Raw genomic sequence first — 19,753 nt, 5'->3', positions numbered from 1 at the left:
GGCGTTCTCTTTTAGTCATGTAGATTCTCCTTGAAAGTATTATATGTAGTCTACTTGACCTTAAAAATTCTGTCTAACTAAGTGTAGCCTATCCAATATGTTGGATATAGAGGTTGGAGTATAGTAGAAGTATAGATGAAAAGTTAAAAGAAATGCAGCAAGTGACAGGGGAAGAGTTCGGTGGATTTCATGCGGTAATTAGATCTATGACAACTGAATATGGAAGAGGAACTGGGGGGTATGGTGATTTTGGAAGGTATGTATTTGGGAGTGCATTATATGATTGGAAAAATCAATTTGACGACCAATATTTAAGCAATATTGCTACAATGAGGATTATTGACTATGGATATGATGAAAAAAAACATGGTAATTATGATCGAAATTTAAGATATCATAGTAGACATGAAAATCTAGTAGAACGAATTGGGAAAAAATATCAATGGATTGCACTATATGAGTTACTAGCTAAATTAACTGATAACTATCCTATATACAACGAAATAAAATTGTTTACTCCTGAATATCAAAAATATAAGGAGTTGCAAAATGAAAAAATGTATTCATATATGGATAAATTAACTCAAACTTATTCAGGAGAAGGTATAGAACTGATAGTCGAAGAAAATGAAGAGACTTTAAAAGAAGAAGATCATTTCCTAGGCATCGAGAAAGACTATTTCAAGAAGTTTAACGGTCCATGGAATCCTTTCCTAAGAAACATTGATCCTAGTTTATTGGAGTACCCATTAAAAGATAACAGTCAACAAAAATTTATTAAATCCTATTTACCATATAACCAAGATAAAATCTGGGCGCAAAATAAAGAAGAGTTTAATAAGCTTGATGAATTTATTTTTATTGAATATGAAGGTAATAAATATATATCTTTAGCTCAATTTGTTCAGAGTAGTAATAATGATAAAAAATTTGTTGATAAGGATGAATTTTGCATAAAGTCAAAAGCTGTTTTTTTATCTAATTCAGATAAAGAAAAATATATTGCTTTAAAATTAGATAAGAAAGGAGATACAGGTGTTTCTTGGGCAAATGCGTATAGTGTATTTGCATTTGAACATTATTGGCATCCGTCCTTTTCTGAAATGTTTTATAAAAGTGAATTTGAAGATATCGATTGTGAAGATGCCATATGGGAATATTTGTGGGAAACAAATATTAATCCTGCTTCTGGCGACAGAACTTCTTGTAGCTACCTTTTGCCAAATGCTAATTTAGTTAAGTTTTTTATGTTATTTCAAATTTCTGAGGGGATCTGGGAAGATAGTGAAAAAAATTTAGTTGCCTTTGATGCTCAGTATATGGGATATGAAAGTAATTTGTTATTTAGAGCTGACTATTTAGAAAGATATTTAAGAGAAAACAATCTATCAGTGGTGTGGGATTTTTATATGGAGAAAATGTCTGAGCGCAGTAGAAAAGAAGAATGGTTCATATGTTGGACTGATAATGGAACTGATATAAAACATGCTATATTAGATCAATATCAAGAATTAGAAATAGATGATAGATTATTATTAGCTGGTTTTATGGAAGAAGAGAAATCTTTATGAATATTGACTATTTCTAATTCGCACAATACGAAATTTCAGAGGAGGACATATATGGATAAAAATTATTATAGCCCATATAAAACGGGTGGTTCTAATCTAGCCAATGGCATAGCCTACCAAGATTTGGTCAGCCTTCTGTATATGTGCAAGCATATTGAAAGCAAATCATTTAAAGAAATTACCTTTGAAACAGATGATGATTTTACGATACTATTCGATACCCATGAGATGTATGTGCAGGTCAAAAATACAACGCTCACAACTCCACAAATCAGAAAAATATTAGAATCGAAGTCTGTCAATAGCGATAATAAATACGTTAAACATGTTATCATCGCCTCAAGCTATGATCAAAAATTCAAAAGCTTGCTTAAAAGTTATCAGTATTTTATTAATATAAATGAAACTCATAGGAGTGAACAAGAAAAATACGATATTAAAGAAGAATTCAACGAACTACTGCGGAAAAATGGACTCGATCCGGCAATTTTTCACGGAACTGAATTTGAAGAAATCCCTGATGCACAAATCAAAGAAGTGGTAGGCTTTCATATGTATCGTTGGTTAGCTGCGCAAAATTTGGAAATTGAAATTGAAGATTTGTTTAATAAGCTTATTACGAATATTTCACTACATTTGCGTCCTAATCGTGGTTTTCTTAACAAGAATGAAATTGGAGAACTAGTTCTTAGTTGCCCTAGAAAAAAGAGTATCAGACATGAGATGCCGCGAAGTATTATTTATTTTGATTATTCAAAGGAATCCATTTTGGGGGCTCTAAACAAAGATATAGCCGAGAAAACACATTTTTCAGATAAACTCACTTTAATCAAGCTATATATTGAGACAGAACAGTGGAGTAATGCTCAGAAACTAGCATGTGAAATTAATAAGTATGAAGACTCATTTATGTACTATTATCTATGGTTACTCTTTCAGTCTGGGAAAATGAACAAGTTGATAAAACAATGCAATCAACTGATAAAACAGCTAGACTGCCTTTATTATTCGTATTATTTTAAAGGTCTTGTATTTATTGAGAGGAAGGATTATTCCAGAGCAATTGACAGTTTGACGAATGCTTTTTTGAATGAAAGCACGTTTGAAGTTAATTTAACGCTAGCTAAACTTCATAATATGGTAGGTAACCATGGTGAAAGTTTGGGTTATTACCGTTTTTGTCTAATAAAGCAACCTTTGAATAAGGAGGTATTGGTGGGCATCAGCCCCTTAGTTTCGAAAAATGAGGCTATTGCATATTTAGATCAAGCAATCGAGATGGATCCGACTTTTTATAAGGCTTATCTTGAGAAAGGGAAAATTTTACGATACTACGGGTTGAATGAAGAGTCATATGATTATTTTCAAAAGTATCTTGATCATAATGATGTATCCGATAAAGATTCTAAAGAGGTATTGAGGGAAATGTCGTTGTGTCTCCTTAGCATGGGGAATGAAAAGGCATTTAATTATTTAAACAGTTGGCTGTCTGATCTATTGTTTAACGAGAATAACGGAAAAATTAAAATTGACAAAAATATTGTGATCTTAGACGGTTCATTGAAAAATATGCAACTCATTCTCTGTACAAAATCCGGAGAGGATTATATCATCCGTACATCCATTCGCGAATACTTACTTATTAAAGGAGAAAACAGCCAAATTGCAATAGGATGCACGGTTGATTCATTTTTGGAGATGTCTAAGAAAATTTTTTCTGAACACAATCTGTATGCTGAAAATGGTTACGAATACGTACCATCTATAATTAAGTTATACCGTTCCAAAAACGAATTTGATAAAGTGATTAAATCCATGTCATTGCAAGATAATACCTATTTGAATAAAGACTACTACTTCACTGATGAACAGGACAAAGGTCGCTGGCATTTTAAAGAGTATATTAGCAAAGATAAGGCAACCAATGTACTCATTGAAGAATTACAAAATGCAATTCATGTTCAAGTAGGAGTAGGAAATTCAGTGATCACGGGATGGTTTAAAAAGGGAGGAGATAATTATTTTAAATTTTGTAGCAAAGTAGAGAAACCGCCTGATTTTGAAAAAGCAGTTTTAATCTTGGAGTGTGGAGAATCCAAACAGAAGGTACATATTATATTTGATGTATATTCAATTAAAATCATGAAAAGTGCTTCCTACCCTCGAGAAGCATATATTAAAGATGTTATACTGCCAGTTTAATCAGTGAGCATCATTTGAAGATTTTTGGAAATTGGCTGTCTGCCTGTAACCTAATGCTTTAATGAGATAAACAAAGAAAGTAAGAACTGAATATACAGTAACAGGAGTCTACCGTTAAAGGATCGAAAATTAAAATAAGTTAAGAAAATTACAAAAAATAACCTCCTTTAAAAAGTAAACATCGTATCCTAGTTTGGTTCAACATAATGAATAAAGGGAATAAACTTTTAAATAGTGTTTGTTAAAATGCTAACATTTTGCTAACGCAATCTCATAAAAAACGGTAAATCCCCGTTAAAGATGTTACAGCCAACAATATCTAAAACGTTGATTTACCGCGCTTTTTGAACCTCTCGTTAAAGATATTACACACTCTCAGCTTACGGCGGCATGATGTGATAGCTGCTCAAACCCATGGTATATAAGCATTTTGTGGTGATTTGCTAACAAAATGCTAACATAATATAAAATTCAAAGAGGCTTTTCATTAGTTATCTAAACTTTTGAGAAGCCTTTTTCTTTATTTAAGTACAACATGTTCCACTGTACATATTCTTATGGGAATCCCTAAAACCTACATTTCAGTTGGGTATTTATGTTAAAATATAACTGGATCTATCAAGAGGTTGTAACTTGGACAGAATTTTCTTTCGGGAAAATAGAAGAAATTTAAATCCTAAACATGATAAAAATAAATTGATAACGTAACCACCTATAGTAATAGTTAATAGTTGATTAATGAAAAAAGTATAAAAAATAGAATTATGGCTAAATAACTGAGGTGATAGGCAGTGCATAAAGTAAACAGAAAGACTTTTAATGAAGGTGAACTAGAGACGCTTTGTAGGATAATAGCTGATACCAATGATGGCTTGACTGGATCGCAAATTGAGTATTTTTTGAGAATGTTAAAATTTAAGGATACTGATCCGACACTTACTAAGTGGAAGAGATTGTATAATGCTCTAGCTAATCGACAAAATCAAACTAATTCAGGAAACTGTGTTTTATCTTTTATTTCTAAATCATTTGCGCCAAGTCGTTATATAGGAAATAAGGACTTTTACTATGACAAACTAGAAAAAATCAACACGATACTTCTGTTTCATGGATTGGAGTTTAAAGATGATGGGAAATTTCATAGGGTACTATCAACAAAAACTTTAGCTGAAGCGGAAAAAAGGGCATCTCGGCTTACGGAAAGAGTAACTTCCCGACATCTACATCCTCATTTGCTAAAGTATTGTAAAAAAGAACTTCTTCAAAATAACTATTTTCATGCAGTATTAGAGGCAACAAAAAGTATTGCTTCTATGATTAGGACTAAGACTGGATTAGTAAGTGACGGAGCAAAATTGGTTGAGGAAGCCTTTGGAGGAAGTAATCCCTTGCTAAAAATCAATTCTTTTAAAACTGAATCTGAAATTAGTGAGCAAAAGGGATTTGTAAATCTAGCAAAGGGATTGTTTGGTACGTTTAGAAATCCAACAGCTCATGCAGCAAAAATTGAATGGAATATGTCGGAAGAAGATTCAATTGATTTATTTACTTTAGCCTCTTACGTTTTACGTAGAATCGAAAAGAGTAATTAAGTGAAAACGAGAATTCTAAGCTATGTGTTGTGTTTTTATTCTTCCTCAAACGGAGCGCTATTCTCAACAGATTATAGAGCTTGGTTTTACTATTCTTATTAAATAAGATACACATACTTAGTAGGTTTTTGGGGGGAATCTGAATGATTAAAGAGCAAATAAATAATTTATTAGAAGAGGGTTACGAATGTGATTTTTTAGATTATAAACTAAAACAATACCCTCCAAAATTAAATCCGAATTTTATTAAAGATGTAATGGCAATGGCAAATTCTCATTACGATGGAGATAAATTCATTATTATTGGTGTTAACGATGATTGTGAAATTATCGGTATTGATAAAAACGAAGAGTTTGTCGATTCAGCTATCTATCAGGATATCATATTAAATTATGTAGAACCTGATATAACAATTGATTATTTTAAACATATTTATGAAGGAAAAACCCTTGGGATTTTAAAAATTGCTAATGATAATAATAATAAACCTTACTTAATAAAGAAAGAAATAGCTTCTTTAAAACTAGGAAGTTGTATTATCAGAAAAGGTAGCAAAAATTCTTCAGCTAATAGAAGTGACTTAGATAAAATCTATAATAATAAAGAAAATTTTTATATTAGTATGTTAAACCCAATTTTGCGAGCGGTAAATGACAATGAGGGACTTGCCTATCTTCAAGTTTCGATAAGAAATCATACTTCATTACCAGTAACAATTATTGGTGGGACATTATATGTATTAGATAATCAGAATAACATCATATCCAAGCACCCAGTTTATGGATTGGATAATTATGTTGGTGCAGATTTTAAATTAGCTTTAAGCCCTATGTCAGAGAAAGTCGGAGATCTCCATCTAGGATTTACCTCTACTGATTGTTTGAGGTTGGGGTTAGATCAATATGGGACTACAGAAAAGGAATTCCTATTTAAATTAAGATTGTATGATACCCTTAATAATGAATATACTGTTGATGAAAAAAATTGCGTGGTATTCGCTAAAGGTGAGTTTTTATGGAAAGTGAAAGTTTAAAATAATATGGAAAAGTAGAAAAATTACGGATCGACATTATTACTAGGTATACAGGTTAGTTATAAACATTAAAATACTTAATCAAAAAATGCTAACATTTTGCTAACGCAATCCCATAAAAAACGGTAAATCCCCGTAAAAGATGTTACAACCAGAAATATCCAAAACGTTGATTTACCGCACTTTTTGCACCTCTCATTAACGATGTTACACACTTTCACCTTACGGGCGGCATGATGTAAGGCTTTCGGGTCTTATTGAAGCCTAATTTTGAGAAATAGTTACGGCTATTTTTCACCCATTTTGAGAAGTAGTCATGTAAATAATTTATATCAATAGCAATAACCACTTCCTATAAAAATTAGGGAGTGGTTTTTTTGTTGTTGAAATTTGCGTATCAGGACTTTTTGGATGACAGACGGTTTAGAAACACAACTAAGCTTTTTTTTAAACGGCTTAATAGTTAAGGGGTATTAGAAGGATGATATAGTTAGTATTAGAAGTTTTTTGTATAATGGTAATATTCTATTTAATTGTAGGGTGAGCCATACAGTTCGATGAATAATTACTCAAAAAATATATTATAAAAATTATTTAACAATTAAACAAGGAGAGTGTTTTATGTCTGGAACTCAAGAAATTAATGATATTAATTTGGAAAATATAGGGGAAGTTAAACTTGAAATTTATCAAGAGTATCTTAAGGGGAAATTGGAAATATTGTTTCCAAATACTGATGTTAGAACAGAATGGGATGCAATGAGAGATGAAAGAGCATTAAATATTTACTCTCCAAGAGTGGATGTAGCAGTTGGACCTTTTGCAACTCATCAAAGGCACGAGATGGACTACAACGAAATGTTTAGAGTTAACAGTATCCGTGATTTTGTTGAACGCTTAATTAATTTCAACCGAGATAATTTGTATCGTTATGGAGATTTTGTAGAAGCAGGTACTTATGAAAACGTTATATATCAAAACTTAAATGCAAGGTGTTTTATGGCAATAGAAATTGAGAACAAAGTAAGTCGGAAACACTTAATGGGTGGTGCAATTAACGCATCTGCTCTTGGAAGATTGGGAGTAGTAATTCCCTGGACCGACGATAAGTTGAAAGCTTTTGTTAGACTAGTACGTTACTTGCATTATCTAAAAGAAGCAGATAAAAATACGTTTAATACCACAAATTTGTTAATCGTAACAAAGGAACAATTTCACACTGCATTGTCTGATGTAATAAGGGTGTAATCGGTACCACTTGAGGGGATTATGAGTATCAGTTTGGAGGTGAAAATTTAGCATTTCATAATTTCCTTTGAACCTGCAGAACAGGTGAACTACTTGAAGAGCGGACGAATAGTCGAAACAACCGTCGGGGTGGTACGGATAAATATTGATATATCAATATTTACCAAGACTGGATGGAATACAAGTGTCTCCAACGGTCTACATACCGCTTGTAACCTGCCAGTAGGTCTGTTGATTGGATTTCCACGAGTTCCGTTAACATTGAAACCTATTACTTATTTAACCTCATAATGATTTTTTCACTCGAACGGTTTTTTTTGGTATATTTACTAGGGGATTGGGGAGAGGGGGTAGGTATCGCCATCCACATACCAAGGTTTTTATATCTCTGCGATGCTTTTTTACCACAATCCAAAATTTAAACAGTTAATCTAATTGCTGCAACATTGGGGGTTTGGATTAGTATCTGTCTAACAACTTTACAGTTTACAGTCACTACTTTATAATTCTTATTGAAGCTTTATTACAAGAAGTGGTTACTGCTAATTGAATATAAACAATACTTGATTATAAAACTCAGTGTTGCCAAGGGTTGACCCAACTAAAGTTACTCGTTCAGCACTTCAAAACGCTGGTTCAGTCGCTGCAATGTTCTTAACAACAGAAGCAGTCGTAGCTGACAAACCAGAACCTGCTGGTGCCCCTGCAATGCCTGACATGGGCGGCATGGGTGGAATGGGCGGCATGATGTAATAACACCCCCCAACCCTTAACATGAATAGATGTGTTAAAAAATATTAGAGATATGCTAACATATTACTACCAATAAAATGACAGAAGCTTCTCATAAGTTGACCAAACTTGTGGGAAGCTTCTTTTTATTTCTTTCGTAAATTGGATATCCATTATTCGTAATCCCATCATATAAATACCGGATCCTGTCCATGATTAGCACAAGAGTAGTTTTGTTTAATATGAAGCAATATAAAGAAATAGATTTGACAAAAACAATAGAAATTCACCATATAAGTTGATTAGATTATGCGTAAGTAGAAAAAGAAAAACATCTATAGTTCGACAAAATATGGCAAATAATTTATACTATTGTAGTAATATGTTATCATGATATTTGTACTATGTTTTCTAAAATTGAAAAAGGCAAACTTATCGAAAGGTAAGGACGCAAAGCTACGAGTCTAAAATCCTACTGGATAATGATAGTCGGGTTGCCAAGAATAATAACAAGTTTATTTGGCTATCCTTATCTATATTTGGGATAGCTTTTATTTATTACACTCTTATGAACAGAACGTGCAAGTGTCAACAATGAAGTATAGCAGACTATAGGGAAAGGGAGATGAAAAGATGATAGTCGTAGATAAAAAGAAATATAAAATGGCAATTAATGAGATTGCGAAAGAAGTACATGTCCAGGTGCATGGATTAATGAGGGCGGAAGATGCAGAAGGTTATATGATAGATTTACAGGATACGATTAATAAAGTATCAAGACAAGAATATACGTTTGTTGTCGATGGGACTCACCAAACACCTGTCCCATCAAAAGTTGTACCGCAGTTGGAGCAAACGATGCAATTTTATTCTAGCTTAGGTTTTAAGAATATCCTTGTAGTAAAGCCGTCATCTAAAATTGCTCAAGTGCAAATTAGGAATGCACTTGAAAGAATTGATTTCACAGGTACATTTATCGATAAAGTACATCATTCTATGTAATGTTAGGTCCAATAGAAAGGGAATTTTTATTTTATAATTTGAAAGGAAGATCAATAAATGCAAACAACAGAAGTGTTGTATACATATGAGATTATAACGAAGGAACAACCAGCTTTAATTCAGAAAGCAGCTGAGTGTCTAGCTCGTTCATTTATTGGAGTGGATGTTTCAGGGAAATGGGTTCAGGAACCGATGGTAGGTCAATTAAATATAGGTTATGAAGATTTCTATCAGTTTACCAAGGATTATTTAGCCTCTACAATAGAGCAGGGATATTGCGCAGTCGCTCTAGATACTAATAATAATGTTGCTGGTGTACTTGCAGGAGATACAAATGCGCCAGAGATTATCGGAGAAGATATATTTGAAGGTTCTTTTTATGATATGAATGTCATTCTGCGTGTTCTGGAGGATGTGGATAAACGTTTCATAGAAGATTATAAAAATCGAAACGGAAAAGAAATCAAAGACGGAGAGTTATTACACCTATTCATGTTAGGAGTGATAGCTGAACATGACCGTCATGAAATTATTCAGCAATTAGGAAATAGATTGATAACAAAGGCATCATCACAAGGTTTGAAGGCTGTTTTAGGTGAAGCGACAAATCCGAAGTCGATACGTGTAATGGAAAAATATCATAATATGAAAAAATATAAAGATTTAGAAGGAAATTATATTGTTCATAAATATCAGGATAATAGTAAGTTGAATAGTATTCCTGCAAATGTATCGGACGGAACATATATCATAATAAGAGAGCTTTAAAATATTCATAATTAAGTCTAATTCAATCTTTAATAGAAGATAGGGGATTTATTTATCATGGAAGCTATTATGCTAGCTATAATTGTTATCTTAATGGGGGTATCAGTGTATTTTGCTTACCGATATTTTTCGTTAAAACATCATCATCATATAAAAAAAGAAATAATAAATGGAATGAAAGAAATATCAGCAGGTAATATCACAAACAAAATTGATGAAAGAAGTTCTGATCATGCTGTATTTAATCAACTAATTGAGTTTTTCAGCCGTGCAAGGGAAAAGTTTTTTTCATTTTCAAAAAATGTACATGAAAAAGGCGAAAACCTCACTGATATCGGTGAATATGCTTCTGAGAAAGCGGATATTGTTAGAGCGGCAATTGATGAAGTAGGTAGAGGATTACAGAAACAATTAGTAGCTACAGAAGAAAGCGCCGCATCTATGGAAGAAATGGCACAGGCTATCGAAGATCTATCAGTGAGATCAAATCAAATTTCGGAACAATCGAATACTACCTTAGAATTGACGCAAGTAGGAAACGAGAACTTAAAGGATTCCTTAGAAAAAATGGAGCAGTTTAATCAAACGGTAAATACAACATTTGATTCAATAAATAAACTCGGAGAAAAATCTCATGAAATCGGCACTATTGTAAAAGTAATTACAGGGATTTCAGAACAAATTAATTTATTGGCATTGAATGCGGCAATAGAAGCTGCTCGTGCGGGTGAACAAGGTAAAGGATTTGCGGTTGTTGCTGATGAAGTTCGAAAATTAGCCGAACAATCACGCCAGTCTGCTTCTGAAGTATCAAATATTGTAAAGAATATACAAGAAGAAACTGAAATAGTTATCAAGTCAATGCAACAGGGAACAGAAGAATTTAAAGATACAAATACAACCGTTGTAGAGGTTGGGAATATGTTTGAAAAGATTCTATCTACTACAAAGATCATAGCGGAAAATAATGAAAATTCTTCTGCAAGTACGGAAGAATTATCTTCTGCTTCTCACCAGATCATGACAACAATGGCTGAGATAGCTTCTATCTCTCGGGAATCCTTTGAAATGTTTGAGGAACTAATAGTAATTAGTGATGATGAACTGCATACAATGCAAAAACTTGTTCAGGAAGCCGAGAATCTTGTAGAGTTAAAAGAGGATGTAAATAAATTACTATTTACATAGAAACATGGTATTGAAATTGCGAAAGCTAAAGTGTAGCAGGATGCTGAAAATAAGGTCAGTGTAGCAGTATAAAGAATTCACCTTGCTGGCGGATAAACATAAGAGTGCTTCTCATAGGTTGTATCTACCTTGTGGGAAGCTTCTTTTTTAGGGTAGCAGGGCTATCCAATCGGATTTTAATTTTCTTTAAATAAAACTACTTCTAGTAAAAACTTCAAGGAGGTAAAACAATGAAGAAAATACAAAAATTGTTTCCTAGTATGGACGGGAATGACTTTCAAAGAGAGGAATTATTGTCCTACTTTAAGACGATTTTAACGAAAATAGATGAATTAAAGGAACCTAACAAACTAACGCTAGGAGAAATGCCCGAGTACACAGACGATTATTATAATCGTATCATTCAAAAGGCAGATGTTCCAAAAACGGGTGTGCCGATGGAGGAAGTGATTCAGGAGCTTCTAAAATTGGTAGAAGGACACCGGTACGTCAATCGAAATTATGTAGCCAATGCAGCGCCCCTTCCTAATATTTCTAGTATCATCGGGAATTTAGTAATGGTGCTAGTCAATGGGAACAATCTTTGGGATGTGGAAGGCCCAGCAGCAGCTACAGCAGAAATCGAAGTAACTAGCATGATATCCAAACTTATCGGATACGATGAAAGCATCAGTGCAGGATATACAACTTGGGGAGGACAAGGGGCTGTCTTTAACTCTTTACGTCTTGCCATTGCCCGTTACGCGCCGTCCTCTAATCAAAAGGGTGTACCGCAAAATCTCTATTGCTTCTGTTCAGAGCTATCACACTACAGTCTGTATAAATCTGTAGAAGCAACTGGGATTGGTGTAGAATACATGATTCGCGTGAAGGCTAATGCTGATCATTCAATGAATCTAGAAGATTTAAAAGAAAAAATGGAGCATGTTATTGCAAAAGGCGGCGTTCCTCTGTATGTCCTTGCCACAATGGGAACTACTGATACATTTGGGGTTGATGACATTGAGGGGATTAAGCTGATAGCGGAAGAATTGGAACGCACATATGGCATATCTCCAATCTATATCCATGCAGACTCTGCTATGGGGGGCATGTATACTTTCTTTAATAATTACGACTTTGAAAGTAATCCTCTGCGATTTGAAGACAACGTTAATGAGGTATTGAAATCCTATCAACAGAAGTTTAAACATATCAAGCTTGCAGATAGTATGGTCTTTGATTTCCATAAGCTTGGACAAACGCCATATATCACGAGTTTATTTTTAATCAAAAATAGAGAGTATCTTAAGTATGTTGATTTAGATGCAGCGGAAACGCCGTATGTTGGGAATCGTGGTTATGGTAGCTATCATACAGGCTACACGCTTGAATGCTCGCGAATGGGAAGTGCTTTGGCGATTTATGCGTCTTTATTAGCATTTGGAATCGAGGGCTATCAAGAGCTTTTAGCCAACTATATTCGTGTCAATATTGCATTTAGAGAGACGTTAACAAAAGAAATTTCGAATGTAGTAATCACGAATGAGGTTTCTCCGGTTACAACATTCCGTTTTTATCCTGAAAAGACAAAATGGAATGATGAATTGAACGGACTCTTAACCGTAGAAGAAATGACGGAAATTAATCAATTTAATGACGAATTTGCAGAGGTAATTGGTGCCGAACGAGATACCGTCTTCTTTGGAAATACAAAAAAGCAGTGTCTCGTGGAAGCAGCAAACTCAAACAAGCGGATATCCGTATATGCGCATAAATTTTTTGCGATCTCGCCATACTCAACAATAGAAGAGGTCGACCGTTATGTTGGATTTCTAAAAGAACACCTAGAATTTTTTCTGAAAACGAGAAGTAGTAAAAATATAATGATAAGATCCTAATGAGGTAAAAAAAGATTAATCAATAGGTTAGATACTTTTTTAGGTAATATTGTTGTTTACTAGTATCAAAGCTTCCCCTCCTAAACGTCGCATAATTAAAATAATTATTGGGTTTAAGAAAGATGAGTAAACATGTTATTGTTTTTCTTTTAATTGACTAGAAACATGTAGAGAATGGGCATGAATGAAAAACGTGCGTTAGCAAAATGCTAACATTTTGCTAACGCACTCAAGTGAAAAGCAATAAATTTGCATTAAAGATATTGCACCTTTTATTAGCATAAACATTAATATACCGCGCTAATTACACAAAACGTTAAAGATATTACACACTTTCATCTTAAGGGCGGCATGATGTCTACTGAATACCCTTCGGTGCTCAGTAAGAAAACATCCTATTTGCTCCATTAATATTGAATAAACCTCTAAATGAGGCTCCCCGAAAGTGATCAAACTTATGGGAAGCCTCTTTTTTTGTATGGAAATGGGGAATAAGTTCAGTTCTTGATTGAGGCAGGGAATGTCAAATAAATGATTTTTATAAAGCTTCATGGACAATGAAGCAGCAATAGAATTGGAAGAATATATTAAAATGTGAGAACAAGAACGGATGAAGTATATGATATTTCTCAGTTAAAACAAAGAATTTTTTCACAAAAATTACTCATATACAGGTAAATATCTGGCTCTTTTTAAGATAAATGTATTACTCCCATCAGACCTTATTAAGGAAAATCACCAATGTTGAGTATGGTTACCTTGAATACCAAGAACCACAAATTGTGAGATTGGATAGGGAAAAGGAAAACTTGATAATGCATTTTCAAAAAAAGAGATAGTTAAAAGGTTGGATTGAGAAGAACTATTTTCTTCAATCTTTGTGTGGATAAATAAAGTAATCAGTCTTTAAAAGTGGGTAAACTGCAACAGCGAAGGTGAAGTGGATGGCTAGACATTCGGGCGAAAAAGTGGAAAGGCAGGAAAATGGAGAAGAATCTTATGGTTGCACGACCCATTATTGTGATGTGACCATAGGAGTATTATCCTAAATGAAACAAAATGTATGGATTAGAATAGTGCTAGAAAATGGATACAGATTGAGAGAAAATATGTTACCTTATAACTGTTTCTTTTATAATTATTTTAATATTACGATAATTCTGATATATTAATCTATGTTAAGTATCAATTTTAAACATAGAATAGTGTTTTATTCCATCATGTCTGCGGCTTCGTATAAAACCTCTTAAACTACCACTCATTTCAAACAAATTAGCGAGAAGGCTGAAGTATTTTTATATACATAATAGTTTAATTACGATAAATATATTCCGGTTGGATTTATCAGATCTATTATCGGGCTAGACGTATCTTAATAAGGTCGCTTCGGACTCTCCAATTAGTTCTCCATATGTTAAATATTATAAAGATATATGAAGAGGAGATATTTTAATAGAATTTATTGAGTTAATAAGGAGGTGATGATGGTTAAAAAATGATTCAGTTGATGAGATAGTTGGTAGCCCGCAAATGGACATTGGACGTATTAAACCTCTGCAGAATACAACCTAACTACAAAATTTCAAGGGAGTGGGAAAATTGATTCAGAAACGGTTATTTGTGCTTATTACAGTATTACTTCTTACTATATCCTCGGTAGGGGTAGCTGGTGCGGAATCTGAAAGTTCAATAGGATCGGATGTCATTCGTTACGATGGAATGGTAGAGATCCTCAATGGGCTTGAACAGCAAAGTGATGGAAAGCTTGAAGTATTTACACTTCGCGATCTCGGGATTGAAGAAGGAAGAAGTGAGACAGGAAAGGATCTTTATGTTGCAAAAATAGGTAACGGAGACAAGAAGGTGTGGGTTCAGGGACGTATTCATGGAAATGAACCCTATGGAACGAACGCGACGTTACGTCTTATTGAAAATTTGATAGAGGAAAAAGATGCCTCTTACAAAGAGATAATGGAAGAGTTAACGATGTATTTTATCCCAATGTATAATGTCGATGGAGCTGAAAGGAATCAGCGAGGTACGATTTTGTATGATCATGAGACAGGAGAACCCAAGTTGGATGATGGAGGCAGAACAACCACTGTCGATTTAAACAGAGACTGGGCTGAAGGCGGTTATGCAGCAATCGAATCAGTCGGATATTACAAATTCTGGACACAGATTAAGCCTGATTTGATGATGGATATTCATCATCAAGGTAATAAAATGTTTTACGGTACAGATATTCCCGTGACGCTGTCATTAGGAATCTCCTTGGCCCCTGGAGGACCTACTATCCCTAATATTAAAGATGGCGAATACGAAGATTTAACTCGCCAAGCCATGGTTACTGTATACGATGCTATGAAACCGTATAAAGAGTTTACCGTTGATCAGTATATAACGGGTAGCAGAGTAATTGATATTCGCGGCGGAGTATCCTCCGGAATGATGCTTGGTATCAATTATGAAGGTCTTAATCCTGATGGACATAGCAATCCTGCTGTTTTCTTAGAGACTTCTGGTCAATTCTTGGATGAAGAGCGCGAGCCTTTAGTGCAGCAAAATGTCATCGCAACTCATGCCTTTTTGTCTGGACTTGCCTCAGGGGAGTTATATAATGCTGATCCTCAACGATGGAATGAGGTGCCAATCAGACCTATTGACGGTTACAATACGGATTATGCTGGAATTATTCCAATAAATCCATCACTACCGGAAACACCGCCAAGTGTATCTGCCTCTCATATTAAGGCGCTTGTCGAACGTTACGAAGAGATAGGCAAATTTGCAAACGCCAGTGCTGCTAAGGACTTGAAGGTACACGCAACAGCTTTAAGCCATTATGAGGCGACAGCTCAATTAGATAAGGTCGTTAAACATCTGAATAGTTTTAAACAGTTACTTGATTACCAGCAAAGTAATAATTTAATTACTAATGGAACACATCAAATGCTAAAGGCTAATACTGATTATTTAACAGAGTTACTTGAGCAACAATTGGTAGTTGATAAAGCTAGCTAATGCAGATGGCAGTCAAACTAATATTTTTTGAAGACAGGTGAAGGTGATGAGGGGTTTTAGATTAGCAATAAAAGAGCTTGGTATACTTAAAAAAATAATCATGTATTCAAACTTCTTATTCTACTTTATTGTTATTTGCGATACCTCTCATTTGACAACTCCAACGACAGCACATTTTAGTGACAAAGAAGCTATCCCATGAAATCCACCCGTGTGTTTAATTACAAATTTTAAGAATCAAACCAAGTATTTTACCATCTGAAAATGATATAACGCAAAGTAAATTAGGAAGGAATCCAAGGTGCATGTCAACTAAATTACCAGAATTGTAGGTGTTATCCAAATTGCTATGTCTAAGTGGAAGTATTAAAACTGGAAATAAGAGAAAAAAAGAATCGTTGAAGAAATGTCAGTAATTGATAAAAGTAATTAAGCAATCTCATCAGGCGTTCACTTTTGTTCAATACGGATTTGGTACCACCAATTTCAAACATCTTTGGCATTATCGTATTTTCTAAATCAAGAAATACTCCAAAATTTCTTCACATAAATCCGTATCTATTATGGTTGAAGAACATTCAATTAGACAAGTTCCAACTAAATGATTTTATAATATGAAACTTGGAGAATCATTTAAAGTCAATTCAAACTTATCAAAAGTAGAGCTGGAAGCTAGACACAGACAACGCAAAGGGGCAAAGCTGAGGTTTTTATAAGTATATTCAGGCAATATAGACACGGATAAATTTGAAAGAAGTAGTCTATGAGACAGCAACCTTTTTGTTTGTATTCAGTGATATGAAAGCGGATACAATTATAGGGTCATTTTAGTTTCTTCCAAGGTGAGGAAGGTAATCCAGTTCTATAATGAGAGATTAATATTGTTATAGGATGTCTAAAACAACAAATAAAGGGGGTTATTAAATGAAAATTCGTCGCTTGAGTATACTTTTATCAGCAATATTAATCATGTCATTCCTCACTGGGTTTTCACCACAGAGTACTTACGTATCAAATTCTTTTGATTCATCACTTGTGGTTCAAGAGGATAGAGATGCGAGTATTGCTAATCTATATGCGCTTATAGAAAAATTTGAAAAGGATGGAGAGTTTGCAAGTACTGCCGCTTCGCGAATATTGAAAACCCATATTGCTGCGGTGGAACATTATGAGAAAAATAAGTCTTTCAAAAAAGCGATAAAGCATATGGAAGGTTTTCAGATACTGCTTACTAGCCAAGAAGAAGGCGGGTTGATTTCCGAAAATGCTGCGGGTGCTTTAAGGGAGTATACGGATTCTTTAATTAGTAATTGGGAAGTTATTTTTGATTCTGAAAGAGTGATGGATCATATACGTCAATTAAGTGTTGCAATTGGTCCACGTGTTGCCGGAAGCAGTGAAGAAAAACAAGCGGCGCAATACTTGAAAAATGAATTTGAGAGCTATGGATATGATACATCGCTTCAAGAGTTTCCCATTAATAATAGAGTAGAAAGAAAGCTGCAAATTATTACGGATAAGAATAATAAATTGCCTTTAGGCGCTGCTAGCGGATCGATTGAAACGGGTGAGCATGGCGTGACTGGCAATCTATTTGATGCAGGTTTAGGTTTGCCGAATCAATTCACTGATAGTGCAAGAGGGAAGATAGCCTTAATCCAAAGGGGAGAGAATAGTTATTGGGAGAAGGTCCAGAATGCTACTGAAGCCGGAGCGATAGGTGTCGTTATCTATGATAATATCGATAGTCTCACTCCACTTCGTCCAGCATTGAATAATAGCAGTAGAATACCGGTAGTTGGTACTTCGAAAAAGGACGGAGAAACTTTGCGTACTCAACTATCTAAAGAAGAGGTAAAGGCCAACCTGCTAGTGCAGACACAGCGAAACCAAAATTCACAAAATGTGATTGCTGTGAAGAAACCTGCAAATGTAATCAATCCAGAGATTGTTTATATTACTTCACATTATGATAGTATAGCTTTTTCTCCAGGAGCGAATGACGACGCTTCGGGGACTAGTACGATTGTTGAAATGGCAAGAATTATGAAGGACATGCCTACTGATAAAGAAATAAGGTTTGTTGCATTTGGTGCGGAAGAAATCGGGTTGGTTGGCTCGAATGAGTATGTCCGTCAGTTGCCACAAGCAGATATAGATAGAAGCGGGGTCAATTTTCAGCTGGAAATGCTAGGAGCAAAATATGAACCAGCTTCCTATCTTGCCGTTAATACGGTGGATGGACAACCTAATCGAATCTGGGATTTTACAAATGCTGCGTTTGACAAATTAGGCAAAGATAAAGAAAAGCTTATCCTTTTCAGGAGAGGATCATCTGACCATGTTCCATTCCATAATTTAGGTATAACTGCAGCTTGCTTTAACATGGGAACAGTCTCAGGAGGATTGGAACCAGAGTATCACACTCCACACGATACGATAGAAAACATCAGCCCTGAAAGACTTCAGTTTGCTGGGGATATTATAAGTACTGCTATATTCGAGTATCTTGCTCAGACTGCTTTGGGTGAACCTATTTTGGAAGAAGCATCATAGGCTAGGGGACAGTTGGATGACAAGATGGATGGTATTGAACTTAGGTAAGGTGCCATCCACTAGACGATAAATTCTGTTAGACTATATTTTTCCATTTTAAGTTTTAATCCAACGATTAGAACATGATTTCAGTGAAATCCCGCAAATTCATGTTGCAATCCAGCGATTAGAACATGATTTCAGTGAAATCCCGCAAATTCATGTTGCAATCCAGCGATTAGAACATGATTTTAGTGAAATTCCGCAAATTCATGTTGCAATCCATCGATTAGAACATGATTTCAGTGAAATTCAGCAAATTCATGTTGCAATCCATCGATTAGAACATGATTTTAGTGAAATCCCGCAAATTCATGTTGCAATCCAGCGATTAGAACATGATTTCAGTGAAATCCCGCAAATTCATGTTGCAATCCATCGATTAGAACATGATTTTAGTGAAATTCCGCAAATTCATGTTGCAATCCTGCGATTAGAACATGATTTTAGTGGAATTCAGCAAATTCATGTTGCAATCCACCGATTAGAACATGATTTCAATGAAATCCCGCAATATCATGTTGCAATCCAGCGATTAGAACATGATTTCAGTGAAATTCAGCAAAATCATGTTGCAATCCAGCGATTAGAACATGATTTCAGTGAAATCCCGCAAATTCATGTTGCAATCCAGCGATTAGAACATGATTTCAGTGAAATCCCGCAAATTCATGTTGCAATCCAGCGATTAGAACATGATTTCAATGAAATCCCGCAAAATCATGTTGCAATCCAGCGATTAGAACATGATTTCAGTGAAATTCAGCAAATTCATGTTGCAATCCAGCGATTAGAACATGATTTCAGTGAAATCCCGCAAAATCATGTTGCAATCCAGCGATTAGAACATGATTTCAGTGAAATCCCGCAAATTCATGTTGCAATCCAGCGATTAGAACATGATTTCAATGAAATCC

10 protein-coding genes, 2 pseudogenes and 1 riboswitch are annotated in these 19,753 nt (G+C 34.5%); all 12 genes and pseudogenes read left to right on the top strand.

Annotation, left to right across the window (positions count from 1 at the left end; all coding sequences use genetic code 11):
- Positions 1–125 precede the first annotated feature (125 nt).
- Positions 126–1,571, top strand: a pseudogene (locus J2S17_RS27770) (ATP-binding protein); the annotation flags it as partial.
- Positions 1,572–1,622: 51 nt separating this feature from the next.
- The gene (locus tag J2S17_RS27765) at positions 1,623–3,773 is read left to right on the top strand and encodes a dsDNA nuclease domain-containing protein (RefSeq protein ID WP_307480404.1); all 2,151 of its coding nucleotides are present in this window, start codon (positions 1,623–1,625) and stop codon (positions 3,771–3,773) included.
- Between the two features lie 791 nt (positions 3,774–4,564).
- On the top strand, positions 4,565–5,365 hold the full coding sequence (locus J2S17_RS27760; protein ID WP_307480401.1) for a TIGR02391 family protein: 801 nt from the start codon (positions 4,565–4,567) through the stop codon (positions 5,363–5,365).
- 143 nt (positions 5,366–5,508) lie between these two features.
- Positions 5,509–6,399, top strand: coding sequence for an AlbA family DNA-binding domain-containing protein (locus tag J2S17_RS27755; protein ID WP_307480399.1), 891 nt, complete (start codon positions 5,509–5,511; stop codon positions 6,397–6,399).
- 621 nt (positions 6,400–7,020) lie between these two features.
- The gene (locus tag J2S17_RS27750) at positions 7,021–7,647 is read left to right on the top strand and encodes a hypothetical protein (RefSeq protein ID WP_307480397.1); all 627 of its coding nucleotides are present in this window, start codon (positions 7,021–7,023) and stop codon (positions 7,645–7,647) included.
- Between the two features lie 591 nt (positions 7,648–8,238).
- Positions 8,239–8,400: pseudogene (locus J2S17_RS27745) on the top strand (TCP-1/cpn60 chaperonin family protein); the annotation flags it as partial.
- A 394-nt stretch (positions 8,401–8,794) separates the two neighbouring features.
- Positions 8,795–8,881: riboswitch (cyclic di-GMP riboswitch) on the top strand.
- 131 nt (positions 8,882–9,012) lie between these two features.
- Positions 9,013–9,381 (top strand): hypothetical protein, encoded by a 369-nt coding sequence (locus tag J2S17_RS27740; RefSeq protein ID WP_307480395.1) that lies wholly within the window; start codon positions 9,013–9,015, stop codon positions 9,379–9,381.
- A 57-nt stretch (positions 9,382–9,438) separates the two neighbouring features.
- The gene (locus J2S17_RS27735; RefSeq protein ID WP_307480393.1) at positions 9,439–10,149 is read left to right on the top strand and encodes a hypothetical protein; all 711 of its coding nucleotides are present in this window, start codon (positions 9,439–9,441) and stop codon (positions 10,147–10,149) included.
- Positions 10,150–10,206: 57 nt separating this feature from the next.
- Entirely contained in the window at positions 10,207–11,337 is a 1,131-nt protein-coding gene (locus J2S17_RS27730; RefSeq protein WP_307480391.1) for a methyl-accepting chemotaxis protein, read from the top strand.
- A gap of 230 nt (positions 11,338–11,567) precedes the next feature.
- A complete protein-coding gene (locus tag J2S17_RS27725) occupies positions 11,568–13,217 on the top strand; it encodes a pyridoxal phosphate-dependent decarboxylase family protein (RefSeq protein ID WP_307480389.1) in 1,650 nt (549 codons plus the stop codon).
- Between the two features lie 1,599 nt (positions 13,218–14,816).
- Positions 14,817–16,241 carry a M14 family zinc carboxypeptidase gene (locus tag J2S17_RS27720; protein WP_307480387.1) on the top strand — a complete coding sequence of 475 codons (1,425 nt, stop codon included), beginning with the start codon at positions 14,817–14,819 and terminating at the stop codon, positions 16,239–16,241.
- Positions 16,242–17,165: 924 nt separating this feature from the next.
- Positions 17,166–18,797, top strand: coding sequence for a M28 family peptidase (locus J2S17_RS27715; protein WP_307480385.1), 1,632 nt, complete (start codon positions 17,166–17,168; stop codon positions 18,795–18,797).
- The last annotated feature ends 956 nt before the right edge of the window (positions 18,798–19,753 follow it).

The organism is Cytobacillus purgationiresistens (assembly GCF_030813235.1).
GTDB lineage: Bacteria > Bacillota > Bacilli > Bacillales > Cytobacillaceae > Cytobacillus > Cytobacillus purgationiresistens.
This window is presented reverse-complemented; position numbering and strand designations above follow the sequence as displayed.

Coding starts and splice junctions, on each gene's coding strand:
- J2S17_RS27765 (WP_307480404.1), top strand. CDS start 1,623: ATGGATAAAAATTATTATAGCCCATATAAAACGGGTGGTTCTAATCTA.
- J2S17_RS27755 (WP_307480399.1), top strand. CDS start 5,509: ATGATTAAAGAGCAAATAAATAATTTATTAGAAGAGGGTTACGAATGT.
- J2S17_RS27750 (WP_307480397.1), top strand. CDS start 7,021: ATGTCTGGAACTCAAGAAATTAATGATATTAATTTGGAAAATATAGGG.
- J2S17_RS27740 (WP_307480395.1), top strand. CDS start 9,013: ATGATAGTCGTAGATAAAAAGAAATATAAAATGGCAATTAATGAGATT.
- J2S17_RS27735 (WP_307480393.1), top strand. CDS start 9,439: ATGCAAACAACAGAAGTGTTGTATACATATGAGATTATAACGAAGGAA.
- J2S17_RS27730 (WP_307480391.1), top strand. CDS start 10,207: ATGGAAGCTATTATGCTAGCTATAATTGTTATCTTAATGGGGGTATCA.
- J2S17_RS27725 (WP_307480389.1), top strand. CDS start 11,568: ATGAAGAAAATACAAAAATTGTTTCCTAGTATGGACGGGAATGACTTT.
- J2S17_RS27715 (WP_307480385.1), top strand. CDS start 17,166: ATGAAAATTCGTCGCTTGAGTATACTTTTATCAGCAATATTAATCATG.